General features: G+C 68.6%; 12 protein-coding genes. 6 read left to right on the plus strand and 6 right to left on the minus strand.

The annotated features are described in order from the left end of the window. Position 1: 1 nt before the first annotated feature. From VK501_RS01780 to VK501_RS01790, 3 genes are all read right to left on the minus strand, one after another. A complete protein-coding gene (locus VK501_RS01780) occupies positions 2–2,239 on the minus strand; it encodes a hypothetical protein (protein ID WP_324334017.1) in 2,238 nt (745 codons plus the stop codon). Next, complete coding sequence (locus tag VK501_RS01785) at positions 2,236–6,090, minus strand: delta-60 repeat domain-containing protein (protein WP_324334019.1); 3,855 nt, start codon at positions 6,088–6,090, stop codon at positions 2,236–2,238. Before VK501_RS01785 ends, VK501_RS01780 begins: the two co-directional genes overlap by 4 nt. A 1,130-nt stretch (positions 6,091–7,220) precedes the next feature. Continuing rightward, a complete protein-coding gene (locus VK501_RS01790) occupies positions 7,221–8,237 on the minus strand; it encodes an IS110 family transposase (RefSeq protein ID WP_324334021.1) in 1,017 nt (338 codons plus the stop codon). 464 nt (positions 8,238–8,701) lie between these two features. On the opposite strand from VK501_RS01790, the gene VK501_RS01795 reads away from it, so the two are divergent. Next, positions 8,702–9,286 (plus strand): hypothetical protein, encoded by a 585-nt coding sequence (locus tag VK501_RS01795; RefSeq protein ID WP_324334023.1) that lies wholly within the window; start codon positions 8,702–8,704, stop codon positions 9,284–9,286. Between the two features lie 129 nt (positions 9,287–9,415). Here the strand turns inward: VK501_RS01795 and VK501_RS01800 are convergent, their stop codons facing one another. Continuing rightward, the gene (locus VK501_RS01800) at positions 9,416–9,721 is read right to left on the minus strand and encodes a tyrosine-type recombinase/integrase (RefSeq protein WP_324334025.1); all 306 of its coding nucleotides are present in this window, start codon (positions 9,719–9,721) and stop codon (positions 9,416–9,418) included. Positions 9,722–10,222: 501 nt separating this feature from the next. On the opposite strand from VK501_RS01800, the gene VK501_RS01805 reads away from it, so the two are divergent. Both VK501_RS01805 and VK501_RS01810 read left to right on the plus strand, forming a co-directional pair. Further along, entirely contained in the window at positions 10,223–10,378 is a 156-nt protein-coding gene (locus VK501_RS01805; RefSeq protein ID WP_324334027.1) for a hypothetical protein, read from the plus strand. After that, positions 10,375–11,967, plus strand: coding sequence for a GNAT family N-acetyltransferase (locus tag VK501_RS01810; protein WP_324334029.1), 1,593 nt, complete (start codon positions 10,375–10,377; stop codon positions 11,965–11,967). Before VK501_RS01805 ends, VK501_RS01810 begins: the two co-directional genes overlap by 4 nt. Positions 11,968–12,332: 365 nt before the next feature. Here VK501_RS01810 and VK501_RS01815 read toward each other — a convergent pair whose 3' ends face one another. Then, positions 12,333–13,223 carry a hypothetical protein gene (locus tag VK501_RS01815; RefSeq protein ID WP_324334031.1) on the minus strand — a complete coding sequence of 297 codons (891 nt, stop codon included), beginning with the start codon at positions 13,221–13,223 and terminating at the stop codon, positions 12,333–12,335. Between the two features lie 411 nt (positions 13,224–13,634). Between VK501_RS01815 and VK501_RS01820 the strand changes: the two genes are divergently transcribed. The 3 genes from VK501_RS01820 to VK501_RS01830 all read left to right on the plus strand — a co-directional run bounded on the left by VK501_RS01820 (position 13,635) and on the right by VK501_RS01830 (position 18,113). Beyond that, on the plus strand, positions 13,635–16,163 hold the full coding sequence (locus VK501_RS01820; protein ID WP_324334033.1) for an N-6 DNA methylase: 2,529 nt from the start codon (positions 13,635–13,637) through the stop codon (positions 16,161–16,163). Then, positions 16,160–17,110, plus strand: coding sequence for a ComEC/Rec2 family competence protein (locus VK501_RS01825; RefSeq protein WP_324334035.1), 951 nt, complete (start codon positions 16,160–16,162; stop codon positions 17,108–17,110). Before VK501_RS01820 ends, VK501_RS01825 begins: the two co-directional genes overlap by 4 nt. A gap of 592 nt (positions 17,111–17,702) precedes the next feature. Further along, positions 17,703–18,113 (plus strand): hypothetical protein, encoded by a 411-nt coding sequence (locus tag VK501_RS01830; RefSeq protein ID WP_324334037.1) that lies wholly within the window; start codon positions 17,703–17,705, stop codon positions 18,111–18,113. A 154-nt stretch (positions 18,114–18,267) separates the two neighbouring features. Here VK501_RS01830 and VK501_RS01835 read toward each other — a convergent pair whose 3' ends face one another. Further along, positions 18,268–18,822 carry a hypothetical protein gene (locus VK501_RS01835; protein ID WP_324334039.1) on the minus strand — a complete coding sequence of 185 codons (555 nt, stop codon included), beginning with the start codon at positions 18,820–18,822 and terminating at the stop codon, positions 18,268–18,270. Between the last annotated feature and the right edge of the window lie 113 nt (positions 18,823–18,935).

Below are 18,935 nucleotides of genomic sequence, written 5' to 3' on the forward strand. Positions count from 1 at the left end.
ATCAGCGCTTGCGCTTCTTGGCCTCGTACTTGCGCTCGACGTCGGTCCACGTGATCGAGCAGAAGTACGTCAGCGGCAACTGGAGTCGCGCGAACTTCGCCGAGCCGCTCCCCACCCGGTAGCGCACCTTCGCCTTCAGCAGCGAGCCGAAGATCACCACGCCGTTGGAGCCGATGTTGCCCATCAGCTTCTGGTCGGTCTTCGCCGTGATCGAGAACGGTGCCGAGCCGTCAGTCTGCCTGCGCGGCAGGACACCTTGCCCCGTGCTCCACGCGACGCTCAGGATCTTCGGGCGGCCGCTCGCTGGCCCGCCGACGGTCGCCTGGACCTGCAGCGAGTTCGTGTTCGTGCACTCGCCGTTGGGCAGCGGCTTGAGGCTGATCGTGTGCTTGCTCGTGACCGCTGCCTGGGTGTCGTCGCGCGTGGGCGTCATCCGGATGTGGCGGTCGCCGAAGCTGTGCCAGACGACCCAGCCCTGGCCGTCGCGGCCCGCGCCGACGCGCACGGCCTGCGGACTGCCGACCTCGACGCCCCCGACCTTCGTCGAGGGGTCGACGTCGACGAGGATCGTCTTGGGCCGGAAGTCCCCGTTCGGCTTTGCCGCGCGGTAGACGATGCAGACGTGCTTGTTGACCACTGGCCCGGGGGATACGGAGGCGCCGCTGGGGCCGGGGGTTACGGAGTCGCCGCTGGGGCAGCCGTCGGCGCTGCCGACGTACGTCGCGTGGCGCCCGCCGGCGGCGTCGTAGGCGAGGTCGACGTCGCCGCAGCCGCTGTTGTCGCCTCTGAGGAACCCGAGCGCGCGAACCGTCCCGCCCTGCAGCCCGCGCAGCGGGACCGCGCCGATCCGCGTGCCGAACGGGTCAGCCTTCACCGGCGAGCAGTCAAGGATGCTTGCGAGGTTCGGCGAGGTCGCAATCTTCCGCGCGCTGGCGGCGTTGACCGGCGTCCACGGCGCATCGGTCGTCTGGTTGGCGGCGTCGCCGACGAGGCGGACGGCGACGAGCGGCCCGTCGGTGACGTCTGGATGGCGGTTGGCAAGCGCGACGCCGCGGCCGTCGGGCAGCACCCCGGCGCCCGCGACGACGCGACGCTGGAAGGACTCGTCGCCGATCCACGGCACGGCCTCGGAGGTCAGGTCGAGCCGCGCGATGCCCTGCAGCGGTGCGCTTGCGAGATTGAAGAACGGGCCGTAGGTGATGTACATCGCCCGCTCGTCCAGGGACAGCGCGGCGCCGCTCACGGCCGACTGGTAGATGCCCACGTTCACGTCGTAGAGCTGGCGCCCCCAGGTCTGGCCGTTGTCGCCGGAGGTGAGGACGACCGTGCCGCCGCGACCGGTGAGGATGTGCGCCGCGACGATGTAGAGCTTGCCCGACGCGCCGCGCAGGATCGTCGTCGTCGAGGCGAACGGCTTGTAGTACAGCGTGCGGCGCAGATCGCAGCCGGTCGCGCCGCGCGGAACGCGGCAGAACGTGATCGCGTCGTTGCCGCCGGTTGCCGGGGTCGTCCACACGACGTACGCGGTGCCGGCGTCGTCGACCGTGATCGACGGCCGCCCGCCGAGCGCGGCCGTGCCGAGGTCGAGGATCTTGCCCTGCGTGGTCGGCCGGACAGGCTGGGAGACGCCGTCGAAGCGCGCCTCGCTGGTGGCCTGCGCGGTGCCGCCGTCGTTGCTGGAGATCGTGATGATCGCCGGGTAGGTGCCGCCGTCCGGGTAGGTGTGGCTGCCCTGGACGAGGTAGCGCGCAGGCTGCCCGGCGGCGACGATCGTCACGTCTTCGGTCACGCCGTCGCCCCAGTCGACGCGCGCCTTCAGGCTCTCGGGGACGCCGAGCGGGTTGGCGTCGGTGATCGTCGCGAGCGTCACGCCGCCCGCAGCGGCGGCGATCGCGTTGATCTGGCCCTGCGCGGTGATCGGCGCGTCGGCGACGGTCGCAGTCGTCGTCTCAGACGTCGAGGGATCTGCGGCGTCCTCGACCTTGATCTGGTAGCTGCCGTGCTTTGCGTAGGTGTGCGCGCCGGAGACCGAGCCTGACCCGTCGGGCGCTTTCTCGACGGTCACGGTGTCCGCCGCCGAGCCGTCGCCCCAGGTGATCTTCGTCTGCGTGGGCGCGGGCTTGGCGAACGTCACGAGCGGCTGCGAGACCCCGGCGTTGCCCTCGACGAAGTCCGCGGCCGACGCGGTGGCGGCCGGTGCGAGGGTGGCCGCAGCGGCGATGACGAGCAGCAGCCTCATCGGACCTTCGCCGTCCTCGTCGCCGTCGCGATGGTGTAGCGCGTGCCGCGCTGGCGCACCGCCGTGCCGACGAGCGTCAGCGTGTCGCCGCGCCGCGCCGACGCGGGCAGCTTGATCGTGATCGTCCGCCGCCCGGGCGTCCCCGCCGAGACGGTGCCGTTGCCGATGCGTCGCTTGCCGCGCCGGATCACGTAGGTGACCTTCCCGCTCCCGGTCGCCGCGCCCTTCGGGACCGTGATCGAGATCCGAGCGGTCCGTGCCTTGCCCTTCACCCTCGTCGTCGGCTTGCCCATCGTGAGCTTCGTCGCGGAGGACACCCGCAGCTTGATGCGGCGCGTCTTGCCGCCGGCGCGGACGACGAGCCTCCCGCTCCCCAGCTTCTTCCACGACGTGGGCTTCAGCGACACCTTCTGGTTGCGCCCGACGTTGAACGTCGCGGTCGCCTCCTGCGGCAGCGCCGACTTGTCGGTCGAGGCGAGCGTCAGCTTCACGGTCGCACCCGGTCCCTTGTGGTCGATGACGTAGGTCTCCTTGGCGCGGTCGAACCGCAGGCCGTCCTCGCCCTTGGTCGTCGTGGCCATCGACGCGGTCCGCCAGCCGCCGTTGCCGGTCGTGCCGGACATCTCGAGCGTCACCTTCGCCGACGCGGCGCCGGGGTCGAACGAGATCGAGTTCTGCTTGGGCGCGACGCCGATCGTGTCGGTGACACCGCTCCTGACCGGGGCGCTGATCTTCGAGACGGTGTTGTGACCGAAGACGACCTGTGTCTGGGTGGCGTTGCGGTCGCCGCGCATCTTCAGCTCATACGGCGCGCCCGCGGGGATGAACTGGCCCTCGACCGGGGCCGGGCCGCCGGTCGCGAGCGTCCAGGGGACGACGTCGAGCTTCGTCGCGGGATCGGTGTTGATGACGCCCGGCGCGGTGTAGAGCTTGCGCTTCCCGGCCGTGATCTGCGTGACCGTCGTCGGGGCGGTCGGCTCCGTGCCGTCGGCGCCGAGTTTCGAGATGCCCTCGCCGGCCCAGGCGATGAACAACGTCACCGCGGCCGTCACGCCGGTCGCGGGGCTGATGATCCTCGCGTCCTCGGACGGGAGGTCCCAGGGCCCGGCGAGGATGTTGGAGATCCGCTTTCCGCCGAAGCTCGAGCTGGGCATCTGCCAGCTGCCGTCGGCGTGCACGTGGATGCGGCTGTCGACCGCCTTCTTGTACGCAAGCGTCGTGCCCGCGAGCCGGTCGGAGTTGCGATCGCCGTCGGCGGTGACGTCCGCGGGATCGAACGGCACGTTGCTGTCGTAGACGTAGATGTAGTAGGCGCCCGACTCGTTGGGGTCGCTCTCGACGTCGTAGGCGGTGACGACGTGCAGGCCGCCGATCGTGCCGCCGTCCCGGATCGACAGCAGCGGGTGCTTCCCGCTGCGCATCATGTCCTCGATGGTCGCGCGCAGGCTCGAAGGCGTCTCGGAGACGAGGTTCAGCAGCGTCTGGTGCCGGTAGAACTCCATGTACTCCTCGGAGAACTGGCGCGCCCATGCGGCCTCGACCTCGTCGGTGATGTTGTCCGGGCGCACCGCCGGCGCGTCGCCCTCCTGCGGCATGCCGCCGATCGAGAACGGGGTCGTCGCGTTCACGTTGAAGCTCGCCGGTGAGATCTTGCCCTGGCGCATCCACTCGCTGACCCAGGAGAACCCGAAGCACGAGCCGTTGCCAAGCTGCAGGACGCCCCACACGGCCAGCGCCCACGGGTCCGGGACGCCGGAGGGCACGCAGCCGGCGAACGGGACCGGGACGCAGATGAACAGGTCCTCGGCGCCGAAGGCGCGCACCATGTCGCTGAGGCTCACGTCCGCGGAGAAGTTGCGGAACGCGAAGCCGAGTGAGTTGCGGTACGTGTCGACCATGACCTGTCCCGGCGCGGCGGCACGGGCGGTGATCTTGCCGGTGCTGTCGAGCGTCGCGAGCTCGACGCCACCGGTCGTCGCCAGGCGTGGCGTCCTTACCGTCAGCGTGTCGCCGGCGCGGGTCCCGTTCGCGAGTGCGTGGTCGTTGCCGACGCGCACCACCGAGGCGCTCCCGCCGGTGTAGCCCGAGGTCGAGCAGATGTCGATCCCCGGAACCGTGAGCGTGATCGGCGAGCCGGGCGCCCGGTCTCTTGGCGTCGTCGCCGTCGCCGGGCTCATCGCGGTGACGGCGAGCACCGTGTGGCGGACCGTCAGCGTCCGCGTGAACGCCGCGCGCCCCTCGGGCTCGACGCGGATCGTCAGCGTCGCGCTGTCGGCGGCGTTGCCGTGGTGGGTCACCGTGTAGTTCACGCGCAGCGGCCCGTCGGCCTTCGGCTCGAGGGTCTCGGCGGGGCTGACGCTGAACAGCGACGCGTTGGAGGACGTCACGGTCACCGTCACGCGGCCGCCGTATCCGCCGGTCACGTTCAGCGTCGCGATCCCGGTGACGCTCGGCGTGCCGCACTGCTCAGACATCGCGAGGTCGCTCTGGGGAGGCAGCGCGACGTCACCGGAGGCGCTGAAGCATGGCTGCGCGGTCGCGGTGCAGAAGCGCGCGGTCGCCAGCGACTCGCCTGGGCCGTCGCCGACGCGCCCGGCAAGCAGCGCCTTGCCGTCGGCGGCCAGCGCCACGCCGTTGCCGTGCGCCGCCCGGCCTCCGGGCGCGCTCGCGAACGCCGCGCCGGGCTGCGGGCCGGACGGGTTGTAGCTCGTGTCGAGCGCGCCACCGGGCGTGAGCCGCGCGGTCACGAACTGGAAGATCGCGTCGCCCTCGAGGTCCTGGGACGCCTCGCCCGCGAGCAGGAACCGCCCGGAGCCGTCGGTCGTGATCGCGTGCGCGATCGACGAGCCGCCGTCGCCGATCTGGGCGCGGAAGATGCCGCCCGTGCCGAATGAGCCGTCGAGCGCCCCGTCGCCCGCCTTGAACGCGGCGGCGAGGACCTCCGTCGCCGTCTCGGCGATCGCGCCGGTGATGACGATCTGGCTGCCCGTGACCGTCAGCCCGTAGGCACCGCCGATCGTGCCGACCGCGAGCATGCTGATGCCGTCCCCCTGGCTGCCCCAGCCGGTGGTGAGCGCGCCCGTCGACGCGCTGACGCGGGCGAGGAACGGCTCGCTGTCGCCGTCTGCGGCCTCGCCGGCGAGGACGTAGCTGCCGTCGTCGAGCTTGCCGATCGCGTTGGCGCGCGCGAAGCCGTCGGCGCCGACCGCGGTGAGTCCGAGTCCGCCCCAGCCCTGGGCGACGCCGCCGGAGTTGAGTTTGGCGCGGACCATCTTCGTGATGCCGCCGTCGAGCGCTTGGCCGGCGACAATCACCGAGCCGTCGGCCTCGACCAGCACGGCGTTGCCGGCGGCGACGCCGCCGTCGCCCCGCGCAATCAACGTGACGCCCTGGTTGCCGAAGCCGTTGTCGCGCACCCCGTCGGCCGAGAAGCGGACGACGAGAATCTTCTCGGTGCCGCCGTCGACGGCACTGCCGACGGCGACGATCTTGCCGTCGGGGGCGATCGTCACGGCGTAGAAGCGGGAGTCTCCGGTGCCCGCCGAGGTGAGCGTCTGGCCACCGGTGCCGAAGCCGGCGTCGCGCGTGCCGTCGGCGTTCGTGCGCGTGACCGTGGCGCGCAGCCGCGGGCCGCCGCCGGTATTGTCAAGCGCCTCACCGGCGATCACCGCCTTGTCGCCCTGCCCGGCGACCGCTGCGCCGCTGGACTGGTCGGCGTTGCCGGTTGCGAGCACCGAAACGCCGCGCACCCCGTAACCCGGGTCCGGGGTGCCCTCACCCGCGGATGCGACGGCGATCGGCAGAGCGAGCACGCTGAGTACAGCGACGATCTGGCGCGATACCGGGCGCATCGGGCCGCAGCCTACTAGTAGCGGCTCGCCGCCAGGCGGTTTCTTTCTACCCTCCAGACGATCGGCCAGCACTAGGCGACCCTCAAACGCCCGGACGAGCCGACCAGCGTTGAGCAGCTTCCGTCAACGCGAACACCCCAATGTTCGCGGCTGTTGCCAAAGCCCGCGTAAGCCGGACTGCTGCCTTCCATGCGACTGGGCACTCCGGCGGCGGAAGGCCGCAAACACCAGCGCGCTTCTGCTTTTCGTCTGACACCGGTAGCGGTGGTGCACCGGAAGAGACTGCTGGCGCCTGTCACTGGAGGCTTGGGCGGCCGGGGGCCCAGCAGGGGTGGCGCGCGGCGCCGGGGCGATTTCAGAGGAGAACCCCGGCGCCGTCACACCGCGGCTGTCCGTGCCGCTAGCTGATGATTGAGCGTCCGTGCTCAGCCGCGCGCCTCGATCCGTTCCGGCGACGGTGTGTCCTGTCGCCGCCGTCGGCGGATCGGCGTCACGTGCTCTGGCGGCAACGGCGGCTGATGCAGCACGTGCCGGCGTAGCAGGGTGAGGATGAGCGCGCGGCGGCGCGCCTGCTCCTCAGCGGTTACGGGTCGTGGTAGACGATCCATCACCTGACCCTCGCAGAAGGTTCGGGGCCATCCTATCCCCAGAAATGGCTACCGCCGACTAGACAATCGCCGTGCGCAGGAGGTTCTCTTGAGCAACCCTGACCGGAGGTCTGATACGCGGACGAAGACCAGCTCAAGCGGCATATGCGAGTGCCGGGTCTCAGCCGACCTCGGCCGCGAACACCAGGTTGTCGGGAAGCTGCGCGAGGCTGCCGCTTATCTGTGCCGGGTTCGGGCGTCAAGTGCGCTGATCGAGTTGTAGGGGTAGGTGCGTCGTAGTCGCGGGTGGGCTGTGGCCGGGGTGGAGCAGTTGGGTGTGGTGCGCGCGAGTGCCCGGGCTTATCTCGGTCCGCGACCCGTTGTGGGTCGGCGACATGATGGGTGATGGGGTCTTCGCGTAAGACGCGGTGCGGCCGCTCAGTCTTTGGAGGCCGTCCACCCACTGGTGGCGGCAGCGGAATGCCGGGAGCTGGCCGCGGTGCATCGGGGTGATGAAGGGCTTGGCGCGCACGTGAGCTTGGTTCAGGCCGGGAGGAGGGCGTCGTCGCCGAGCTCGCGCAGGGTGTGGAAGCTCTTCTTCAACAACTTGCGGGCCAGGGCGAGGCAGGCGCGGTTTCCGCCGAGCCGGTCGGCGGCCTGGTCGTAGTAGCCACGGTCCGGGGAGCCGGGGCGCCGGGCGGCCTGGGCCGCCTCGAACAGTGCCCAGCGCAGCGCCGGCGGTCCTTGGCGGGAGAGGTGGCCGGGCGCACGGCGCTGGTCTGACTGATGGACGGTGATGTCCAGGCCGGCGTAGCGAACGGCGTGCCTGGAGGACGAGAAGCGGCGTGTGTCGCCGAGCTCGGCGAGGATCGTGACCGCGGTCAGCTCGCCGATGCCGTAGTGCTTCATCAACGCCTTGCAGCCCAGCTGGCGACGGGCGTAGAGGCGGAGCTCTCTGGTGATCGGCGCCGATTGCGCGTCGAGGGCGTCGATCATCGTCAGGGCGACGGTGACCTGTTCGCGGGCACCGGACGGCAGTTCGAGCGCCTCGAGCCAGGCGCGGTTCTCGCCGGTGAGCAGGCCGTGGCGCTGCGGAAAGCCGTGGTGATAGAGCACCGACTGGATGCGCTGCTGCCACTCGCCGCGCTGGTCGACCAGCGTGTGACGCAGCCGGACCTTCGCGCGCAGATCGAGCAGGTGGTCGGGCGGGATCCAGGACTCCGGCAGCCGGCCGATCATCAACAACTCGCGTAAATGACGGGCGTCGGCGCGATCGGTCTTGGCGCGCTTCTTGTTGCCGCGACGCGCTGCGGTCTCGGCCGGTTCGGCCAAATGAACCTCGGCGTCGACGGCGCGCAGTTCCTCGGCAACGAACCGCCAACCGGTCGTCGCCTCCAACGCCGCCTCAAGCCGCTGGCCCGCGAACCGCTGCAGGAATCGGCGGACATCTTCTCGGTGCGCGGGCGACACACGAGCGCGGCCGATCTCGCCGGTTTCGGTGTCAAGCCACTCGGCCGTGATCTGCACACGATGCTGATCGAGTCCCATTACGATTGCCATTACGGGGCCTCCTCAAGCTCCACGGTTAACTACCTGCGCGCATCATGCGCGCTTGAGCTGAGGAGGTCCCCCCTACGCCGGGACCGCCGCCCGGCTCATGCCATCTTTGCCTGCACTCGGAAGCCGGACGGGGAGCGATGCCGCGCCCCTCGTCGCATGACCCCACCTCGTGCGACAGGGCCCTTGGCCTGACGATGTGGGCCGGCCCGGTGGTGGGCTGGACGGCGAAGGGCATCCGGTGGGGTGTCGGGGACCGGGGTGGTTCTTCCGGAGGTGGTGGGTCGGCAGCGGTGGGAGACGGAGAGCAGCGCTGGTGATGTGCGGTGGTTTTGGTGTGGATCCCGCGGTTTCGGTTCGTGACGGCGGAGGCGGTTGCGGAGCGGTTCGGGATCTCGGTGCAGCGGTCGAGGGCGCGGTTGCGGAGGCTCGAGCGGGTTGGGCTGCTGGGGTCGTGGCGCGGGCATGTGAGTCAGGCCAAGACGTTCTGGATCACGGGGCGCGGCGGGCAGGCGGTCGGCCAGTGCAGGCGGCGGGCGCCGCAGGTCACCCAGGCGCGAGCGCACGAGGGTGCGATCGTCGCGCTGGCGACGCGATTCGAGCTCGACCCGCGCATGGCGGCGGGCGTCGTGCTGACCGAACGACAGTGCCGCGGACGGGAGCGAAGCCAGACGCCCGACGACGAGCGCTACAGCGTCGAGGTCTTCGGCCGCAGTCGCCAGGACCGCAGGCGCTGGCCGGATCTCGTCCTGGAGATGGACGATCGCCGGATCGCTGTGGAGCTCGAGTTCAGCCCCAAGTACACGCCGCGGCTCGCCGACATCGTCTCGGGCTACCGGTCCTCGTCCTACGAGCGGGTCAACTTCTACGTCATCAGCCCGCGGCTGGGCGCTCGGATCGCCAAGCTGGCCGTCGATGGCAGGCCGTTGCCGGGCTTTCCACCGCCGATTAGCCGGGTGCCGATCAGGGTTCTTCCGTGGCCCGGGCTCGACGCCGGGCGCGGGAGGCGATCCGGAGCCCGGTCAGGCCCGCCGGCTGACGACCGGGCCTGACGGCGTGCATGCATCCATGCCGTCGCGCGGGCGGACCTGGCGTCCAGCGCTCGCGCCGCCGTGCCGCCAGCCTGGTCCGGGGCACTGACGGAGAGCGGCGCCGGCGCAGCCCGAGCGCGGCCGCCGACTTTAAACGTTGCTGGTGCTCGTCGTCGCCTGGACGCACATCGGCGGCGAGGCGGCCGGCGCGAACGCCGCTTCCACCATCGCCCGCTCGTCCGCGCTCGGAGCGTAGTCCGCGTAGATCAGCGTGGTCTTGAAGTCGCGGTGGCCCATCCACTCCTGCAAGGTCCTCATCGGCACGCCGGCCGCCGCCATGCGGGTGCCAAAGGTGTGCCGCAGGTCGTGGAACCGCACGCCGCGGAGGCCGGCGATCGAGCAGGCCAGCTTGAACCGCTTCAACAGCCGCGAACGATCCAGCGGCCGGCCGAGCACCGATACGCGAAGACCAGGTCGTCGTCGCCACGGCAGCGTGACTGGCGGTGCTGGCCGTCGCGCTCGGCCATCAGCCGGTCGGCCATCGGCACCGGGTATCCGGCACCAAGTGATGCCTCGATGATGCCTCGGCGCCCCGCCAACCCGCCCGGAAGACGCGAAAAGCCCCGAACCGGGCCTCGTGAAGGGTGAGCGTCGGGACTCGAACCCGCGACCGCCTGTACCACAAGAGCTATGACTTGGTCGAAGTTGGCGTAAGTACGGGCTTGACGGGGTCGTTGGGTCGGGTGGTTCTGGTTGGTTGGGGGTGGGTTGATGCCTTGCTCCACGGGGCCGCGCTCCGCCTCTCGTCGCGATGCGGTTCGAGCGCATCCAGGCCGAGGTCATCCACAAGGAGGCCTCGGCTAGCGCAGGAGATCATCTCTGCGCTGCGTTGCCGCGACTCCCGCTCACATGCGCGACAGGATGCTCCCGCGCGCCAACGTGCGTACTCTGCCCTTGGTGATCAACAGCCGCACCGTCGCTTGCGATACCGAGGACATCCGCGACATGGTCGTCAAGACGATGCGCACCACCGTGACCGCACGCTCGCTGCTCCTCGCCGGCGTTGCAACGCAGCCCGATCGCAGCCGGGCGATGACCCTCCGCAAGGCGTGACCGCGGACGAATCCACCAGCAACCCGGACACGCTGGACTTCGTCCGTCTCAGCTGGGGCGTGGTTGCCGGACGCGAGGCCGTCAAAGACTCGGCGCTCCTCCAGGCCTGCTGCGAGCTCTACAGCGCCCACTACGGTCGGTGGGCCTCGTCGACGGAACGCGCCGGCGGGCGGATCAAGATGTCGCAGAAGCGCCTGACCGCTGTGCTGGATCGCCCGCGTGCCACTGTCGCGGTTGCCCGCCACGGGGAAGCCGTCGTGGGCTACTGCGCCTCGGTGCGCGTATCGCTACCAGGCAAGGGCGATATCGCGTGGGTGACCCAGCTGGTCGTCCACACCGACTACCGGAACGAACGCGTTGGCACCCAATTGCTGTACAGCACCTGGGGTTTTAGCGATTGCTACGCATGGGGCCTGGCAACGGCTAACCCGCTGGCAGTGCGCGCGTTGGAGACCGCTACCCGCCGGACCTGCCGTAGCCGCGAGATCATTACCCGTGGATCCGAACTATTAAGTGCCTTGAATAAAGACGTCAATTACCTGCCAAGCCATCTCGCAGACGATGATGTTGGTCGACCCGCGCCACTCGTCGACACCGACTTCCCCGTGGATATCAGTGACATGCACATCCTGCGCCACAACGCCCGTCGCAGCGACCGCCCGTGGAACCTGGGCGACCTACAGCCCGGTCACGAATGGTTCGCGTGCACCATCCAGAGCCAGAAGCCAGCTCTCACCGACGACCGCCTCGAGATGATCCTCCAGGGCGCCGACCGGGTGTGGCTGGACGCCTATGCGCGGATGAACCTTGACGACAAGCACGCCTGGCGCAGTCACACGCCAGATGAAGTGGACGTCCTCATCGACTTCATCGGCACCGACGCCTCCGTCATCGATGTGGGGTGTGGTGACGGCCGCCACGTCCACGAACTAATCCAACGCGGAGTGGTGGCGATGGGGATCGACGCCGTGCAATCGCTGATCGATGCCGCAGCAGCCCAGGGCAACGCGGCTTGCTTCTCGGTGGCAAATGCGCGCGAGCCATTCGGTGAGGAGACCTTTGACGCTGCCGTGATGCTGTACGACGTAATCGGCTCCTCGGCTCGCATCGACGATGACCGCGACATGCTGCGCCACTGTCTGCACGCACTTCGTCCCGGGGGCAAGCTATTGCTCAGCGTCATGAACTCTGAGCCGACAATTGCCGCGCTCGCCCACGAGCACGAGCGGCTGCCCGACACCATCATCGACCTCGTCGATGCTCTCGAGCGGCTGCCCGCCTCCAATACGATGGAGGCGACCGGCGATGTCTTCGATCCCAAGTACCTTCTTCAGTACAGGGGCGTCTTTTATCGCAAGGAGCAATTCGCTGGCGATGCTGGAGCTCTCCCCGCCGAGCACATCGTGCGCGACAGGCGCTTCTCCGCCGCAGAGATCCGCAGCTTGGTCACGAGTGTCGGCTTCGAGGTCACCGAGGTACGTCCGGTGCAGTCGGGCAGGTGGAGCCGCATGCCGATGCTGGAACCCGGCGACCCAAAGGCCAAAGAGCTGCTCGTCTTCGCAAACCGCAAGCATGCCGACGCTCCGTAGCAGCCCGGACGGCGGCTCCAACACAGACTTGTAGATCGGCGCAAAGTGGCGTTCGCCAGCCCACGTCACTCCGTCTTGGTCACTCCTGACTCGGCGGGTGGCCGACGATCGGACAGGCCTCCACCGCGCCCGACCGGCGGCGTTGCAGGCGCACTCGGCGTCGTCATGTCCGCCACGGTGGATTGGTGAGAACGCGGCCGCCGCGGTGGTTGAGTCCATCTATGCCGATGCACAATCCTGGCGAACCCGGCCCTGATGTCATCGGCACCAACAGCTCAGTTCGACCGACGCCGGCCTTGTGGCACGCCGGTGTCACGTCAGACTCAGGTGTGATGCTGAGCTGCGTCGCCAGCCGGCGTCGCCGGCTAGGTAAGTGGGATGCCCAGCAGATTGCTGAGGACCGCGGCGGCAAGTGCACCGCCGGCGCCAGTCATGACCTGCGCTGACGCCTCTGCGCCTTTCCCGAGCATCGTCTTGATGATGGTCTTGGCCTCTTGTTTGGTCTCGGTATCGACGTCGTGCAGCGCGTCAATCTCGATCTCGGCCTGGGCGAGGATGCTGACGAAGGTCGTGGTGGTCGTGATGTCGCCCGCGGCCACCTGACTATTGACCACCGGCCCGAAGACGTTGACCGTCGATGCGGCCGGCTCCGCTCGGCTGAGCGACTCGTAGGCCTTCATCGCCACGGCGAGATTCTGGGTGGTGTGCAGGATCTGACTGGCCGGGACCTGATCGAAGTCTGGCGGCTGGCCGGTCAGATAGCCCTGCGCAAGCAGATCGAGGATGCGCTGCGACAGGGCCTCGTGGCCTTGATGGTCGATCAACCTGTCGCTGACGGCACGCCGGGTAATCCGCGTCGGAACCTCGAGGACCTCAGGGGCAGCCTCTGCGATCCCGATCAGCCAGCGCAACGTGTCCTGGGCCGAGGGTGCGCGGCCACCGACCGCAGTCGGGGTCGTCAGGGCCTCCTGCAACGCATGCCCTTGCGCGCGACCCTTGAGGGTCATAACGAACGAGCGAGTCTTATTGTGCGATGGCTGGACGCGCAGCATGTCGAGCTCGCCGAGATCGTCGATCTGATGCTCGGTCGGCACCGCCCACGACTGGTCCCAGCGCGGATGATGGATCTCGCGCTGGCCAGCACCAGCGTGATGTAGATGAAAACTCTCGCCGTCACGGCCATCGGCGCGCAGCCGATCGTCAGCCTGCCAGACACGGCGCAGATGCTCCTGCAGCTTGGGTTCAAGGACGCTCACCGGCCACATGCAACCAGAAGGGACGCAACGAGGCCCAGCGACTCCGCGTGATGCAGCGTGGCGTCCCGCAAGGGTAAGCGGGATCCGCCGGCCCAACGGATGGAGGCCGAAGGTTGGAGTCAGCGTTCGTGCTCGGCGTCTCCAATGGCCGACCCGCAGAGGGCCTGCGACGGGAAAGCCCGGCCCGAGACCCGCGCGCTTGCCGGGCTACCTCCGGACGCTAGCAGCGACAGCTACGCGCCCGCGGCAGCCGCCGGGCTCACATGGGCAGTCCGGACCCCGGATTTCGCTCGCCCGGTGACGTCATGGAACGAGACCTCTGGCGCTTGTCTGCTGAATATGCCGCGGAACACCAAGGTCACGGGCGTCCCGCCACCGTGTGCGTCCTGTCCACGCGCAAAGATGGGTCGGATGGCCTCAGCCGAGCAACGATCTGACCGCACCGAACTGCGAGAGATGTGCGAGAGCCTCGGCTACCACGCAGATCTGCGCCAAGAAGACTATCCCGTCTGGCAGGGACAACTTCACGGCGACATCGTTTGCTTTACCGACCGCGAGCGCTACGACATGGCCACCGCCGCGATCGTTGCGGGAACGTCGTCGGGCGACCGCGGACGCACGCGTCATTTCGAGGTCTCCGAGGCGTTGGCTGCTCCCATCTGCGTTCTGCATCACGAGACACAGTGGGAATTGTGGGGCATGAGTGCCCGCGACGGCCGGCCCGCACGCCTTCCCTCCCCCGCTGGCCGCCCTGACCAGGATCCCGCGGTTATACGTTTCCTCGCGCCCGAAGCACTGGCAGCAGCAAAGCGCGATGAGATCCAGCTCCCGCTCTTCGACTTTGACCTCGGGGCGCTGACAACACAACGCGAGCGAGCCGCGGCGATCCTCGACAAGCGCGTCCGCACTGCAGTGGCCGAACTTCTCCCGAATCCCGATGTCGCGGAGACGACTGAGCTCGAGACGGCCGCCCGGTTGGTCGTCCAAGCGCTCGCAGCGCTCGCTATCCGCGACAAACTAGTCCCCGACCGGAGCCTCTCGAGCGCTCTGTCGATCGTCGAGGAACGCCTGACGCACCGCGCCGTTGCCTCGCCCGACGACGTAATCCGCGTGGCCGAACGCCTCGGTGAGGGACTGAACTTCAAGGCGTTGGACCCGAGCCTTCTCGGCGACGTCTACGAGCGAGCCGTGCTTGTACCCACCAGCCGATTGGCGCTCGGTGCGTACTACACGCCGCCGGAGATTGGACGGCTCATCGTTGACCACTTGCCGGTCGAGGAGATCACCCCAGAGAATCGTCGGTTCGCTGATCCTTCGTGTGGCTCAGGCAGCCTGCTACTCGCCGCGAGCGATCGGCTCGTGACGGCCCTCCCGGCCTCCACGAGCATGCGAAGCGGCCAAGAGTACGCACGTGAGCGGCTCTTCGGATCCGACCGTGACCCGTTCGCCGTTGAACTGACGCGTCTCGCCTTGTTCCTGCAAGCGTTGCCGTACGGCAATGGCTTCAGGGTCGAGCAGCGCGATGCCTTGGACCCAGTCGACGATGGAACGAGCCAGCCGACGTTCGTGGTGAGCAACCCGCCGTGGAGTTGGGAACGGGCTGACGGTAAGCGGCGTCAGCTCGCCGATGCGTTCCTCAGGGCCCTCGTGAACCGTGTCGAGCCTGGAGGCTTCGTCGGTTGCGTCCTTCCTGTGGGCTGGCTGACGTCGGACACCGACCGGGCGAGTCGCGAGTGGTTGCGAGGACGAGCCGATGTGTTCGAAGTCTGGCGCCTGCCTATGTACACATTCCGTACCGGCAAGATGGCCCCCTGCGTGATCTTCGCTCGGGTCAACGAGGTGAGGGGTGCGACATACGTCTTTCGCAACGTCTGGTCGTCCGACCGAAAGGCCCTTCAGAGCGATGGAAGGTTCAGCCAATGGTCGATCGTTCAGCGAAGCGAGGGGGACCGTGAGTTCACCGCCCACGCTCGCATCGGCGAACAGTTGCAGGGGACTGTGCCACTCGGATCAGTTGCGCACATTCGCGACGGCGCGCCTACGAACAGCGTCGCCGATGTGGGATCGCACGGCGGCGATCTTCGCTTCCTAGCCAAATACAGCGATGTTGGTCCGTTCGGACGCGTGACCGACGACGTGCTTAGGCCGTGCCGATATCCAGAGGACTTCTCCAAGCGCGGCGCGGCATCTCGACCGGATGACTACCTACATCCGAAGGTGCTCGTATCCGCGATGAGCACGGTCGACTCGCCGTGGCGTCTGCAGGCATTCCTGGACGACCTGAGCGTGATCCCCCGCAACAGCATGTACTCGATTGTTCCCAACGAGAACAGCGCGACGGCGCGCCTCGCCCTGCTCGGGATTCTTTCGTCCGCTCTTGCGTCACTCTGGGTAGCTGACCGAACCGCGACGCGAATGATCCACGCGAGCACGCTCGCGCAACTCCCCGTCCCACCACGCGACCGATGGGAACCCATCGCGGACGCAACACGAGACGCCGTAGACGGCCAGCGGGCTGGTGCTGATCTCACCGAAGTCGTGAGGACGCTCGAACAGGTCGTGTTAGAGGCCTACGCGGCGTCGTCGTCCATTCGCGCTGGGATCGCTGAAGCTTTCGCTGGAACAAGAGCCCCAGAAGGCGTAGTTCGATACCAAGCCGCACCGGACAGCGTTCTCGCAAGCCCGACAGCCGCCGATATCGCGCCCGGCTCCATCGTCGCCGTCGATGGCGGCAGCGTAAAGCTGCACGTTCCTGGCCATACGCAAGAAGAGGGTTCTTGGATGCCGCTGCCGCGTGGCCTGCCCGGCTGGCTCGCCCGCGCGGGCGCGACATTTGTTGTGCGCGGTGCTAGCTCCGGACTGGAACGAGCGACGTATCACTTCCAGGAGTACAGCTGGATGACGCTCGACGATCTCCTGGCCGAAGCTTCCAACGGATGAGCGGGCCCGAGCTGGCCGTCCTGGATGTAGGGCAAGGCGATGCGATCGTTCTCCACGATCCGGCTACAGCAGACGCGATCCTCTTAGACTGCCCTGCGGGTAAGGCAGCCGTACCGCTCGCGTTTCTCGAGAGTCGCCAGCTCACACGCCTCCGAACGCTCATCGTTTCGCATCTCCATGACGATCACTACGGCGGAGTTCTAGACGTCTTGCGCCATGTGCCCGCCGACCACGTCCTGGTGAGTCTCGGTATCGGTGCCGGCCAGGCGCACCCGAAGGTCGTGGCGTTCTTGCGCGAGATCAAACGTGAGACAGCAACGGGCAACAGCTCCTGGTCCATCCCGAGACGTTCGCATTCGCAACAGTTGGCGCCCGTGCTGCACCATGGGGCACTCCGCATCACCGTCCTCGGCCCAGACGAACAGGCTGAGCTCGACGCGGTCGCCGGCACAAACCCTAACCATGCGTCGACGATCATACGTGCGGAGCTAGGTTCGTTCAGCGCGCTTCTCGGAGCCGACGCACCGCCAACTAGATGGGCCGCGCTTCTGCGCTCAAACGATCAACTCGACGCGGACGTATTCGTGTGCCCGCACCATGGCGGAGCCTTCGGCCCGAATCCGAAGCGACTAGACGCGCTGCTCGAACGTGTCTCCCCGAAGATCATCATCGTTTCGGTCGGAGCAACGAACGCCCACGGTCACCCTGATTTGTCTACGCTGCAAACCCTGGGCAATTACGCCATAGCGCACCGCGCCCGCCTGGTCTGCACCCAACTCAACCGCCATTGCGGTTCCGATATCGGCTCGCGTCACAGCTGCGCCGGCACCGTGGTCGTCACCCACACGAATGGGATCCTCGCGGTCACGACCGAGCGCGACGAGCATCGCGCTTGGGTGAACTCAACCGTCACCGAGCCTCACTGTCTATGGGCTCGCGCGGCGTAGCCATCATCAGCAGCTGACATATCGCAGCTTACGCCCGGGGCTGAGCCTGACGCGCGCCCTAGTGGGCGTGACCGAGAGACGTTCGACAGGCCATTCGTCTGATGGTGCGGGGCCGGCTGCCGCTTGGCCTGGTGGGACAAGGGTTGGGGGCGCCCTCCGGCCAAGAGGCTGGTGGTGGGGCGAGCGGCAGCCGGCCTGGTGGTGGGCTGGATGGCGGAGCGCATGCTGTGGGGCGTTCGGGGATCGGGTGGGTTGTTCCGGAGGTGGTGGGTCGGCAGCGGTGGGATACGGAAGGCGCTGCTGGTGATGTGCGGTTGTTGGTGTGGATCTCGCGGCTTCGGTTCGTGACGGCGGAGGCGGTCGCCGAGCGATTCGGGATCTCGGTGCAGCGGTCGCGGGCGACGTTGCGGAGGCTCGAGCGGGTTGGGCTGGTGGGGTCGTGGCGCGGACACGTGAGTCAGGCCAAGACGTTCTGGATCACGGGACGGGGCGGGCAGGCGATCGGGCAGCGCCGGCGGCGCGCGCCGCAGGTCACCCAGGCGCGAGCGCAGGAGGATGCGATCGTCGCGCTCGCGACGAGCTTGATCCGCGCATGGCCGGGGGTTCCATGCTGACCGAACGCGAGTGCCGCGGGCGCGAGCGGAGCCAGACGCCCGATGACGAGCGCTACAGCGTCGAGGTGCTCGGCCGCAGTCGCGAGGACCGCCAGCGCTGGCCGGATCTCGTCCTGGAGATCAACGGTCGCCGGATAGCGGTGGAGATCGAGTTCAGCCCGAAGTACACGCCGTGGCTCGCCGACATCGTCTCGGGCCACCGGTCCTCGTCCTACGAGCGCGTCAGCTTCTACGTCGTCAGCCCACGGCTGGGCGCGCGCATCGCAAAGTTGGCCGCCGACGGCAGCCCGTTGCCGGGCTTTCCACCGCCCGTCAGCCGGGCGCCGACCAGGGTCCTGCCGTGGCCCGGGCTCGACCCCGGGCGCGGGAGGCCGTCCGGAGCGCGGTAAGGCCCGCCGGCTGACGAGCGGGCGGGACGGCGTGCGTGCATCCACGCCGTCATGCCGGCGGACTCGGCGTCCAGCGCCCGCGGCGCCGTGCGGCCAGCGTGGTCCGGGGCATTGACGGCGGCAGCGCCGGCGGAGCCCGAGCGCGGTCGGGTCCCTAGGAGTTGCTGGTGCCGGCGTCCGTCTCCTCGATGCGCGGGAAGTCGACCTTGCGACACGGGTTCGAGGGGATCCAGTCGCGCTTCTCGGCGTAGCTGAGCAGGCTGTGCAGCACGCCGAGCCAGTTGCGCACGCTCTTGGCTGACCGCCCCTCCCGACGCTTGACCACCATGAACCGCTCGACGTCGGCGGCGACGATCTTGCCGATCGGCCGCGGACCGAAGAACGGCACCAGATGGATGCGCACGGCCGACTCGTAGTCCATCAGCGTCGACCTGCGCCGCCCGATCGCCTCCAGGTGCGCCAGCCAGCGCTCGCCGGCCTGCGCGATGTCCATCACCGTGGGCACGACGGTCATCGACTCGATCAGCCGGCGCAGCTCGCGCTCGGCCTCGCTCTTGGTCAGCCCCTCGGGACACGACGACGCCCGTTTGAGCCCGAGACGACGCTTCACGAACTGCCGCTCGACCCGCCACTGGGCGTACCACGACTCCCGCCCGGCCTTGTCGGTCCGGATGAAGAGCGAGCCGGTGCCCTGTGGACGCTTCGCCACGGCCCTCATCCTCCACCCGGTTTCACGCAAGACAGGGCGGAGCGCGACCTCGTATCCGGCACCAAGTGATGCCTCGGTGATGCCTCGGGCGTCTGCGAACCCGCCCCGAAAAC

Origin of the sequence: Baekduia sp., assembly GCF_035318805.1 — a bacterium.
Taxonomy (GTDB): domain Bacteria; phylum Actinomycetota; class Thermoleophilia; order Solirubrobacterales; family Solirubrobacteraceae; genus Baekduia.

Excerpts from the sequence above, each read along its gene's own strand:
- VK501_RS01830 (WP_324334037.1), top strand. The coding sequence starts at position 17,703 with ATGGCCGGGGGTTCCATGCTGACCGAACGCGAGTGCCGCGGGCGCGAG.
- VK501_RS01825 (WP_324334035.1), top strand. The coding sequence starts at position 16,160 with ATGAGCGGGCCCGAGCTGGCCGTCCTGGATGTAGGGCAAGGCGATGCG.
- VK501_RS01780 (WP_324334017.1), bottom strand. The coding sequence starts at position 2,239 with ATGAGGCTGCTGCTCGTCATCGCCGCTGCGGCCACCCTCGCACCGGCC.
- VK501_RS01820 (WP_324334033.1), top strand. The coding sequence starts at position 13,635 with ATGGCCTCAGCCGAGCAACGATCTGACCGCACCGAACTGCGAGAGATG.
- VK501_RS01785 (WP_324334019.1), bottom strand. The coding sequence starts at position 6,090 with ATGCGCCCGGTATCGCGCCAGATCGTCGCTGTACTCAGCGTGCTCGCT.
- VK501_RS01790 (WP_324334021.1), bottom strand. The coding sequence starts at position 8,237 with ATGGCAATCGTAATGGGACTCGATCAGCATCGTGTGCAGATCACGGCC.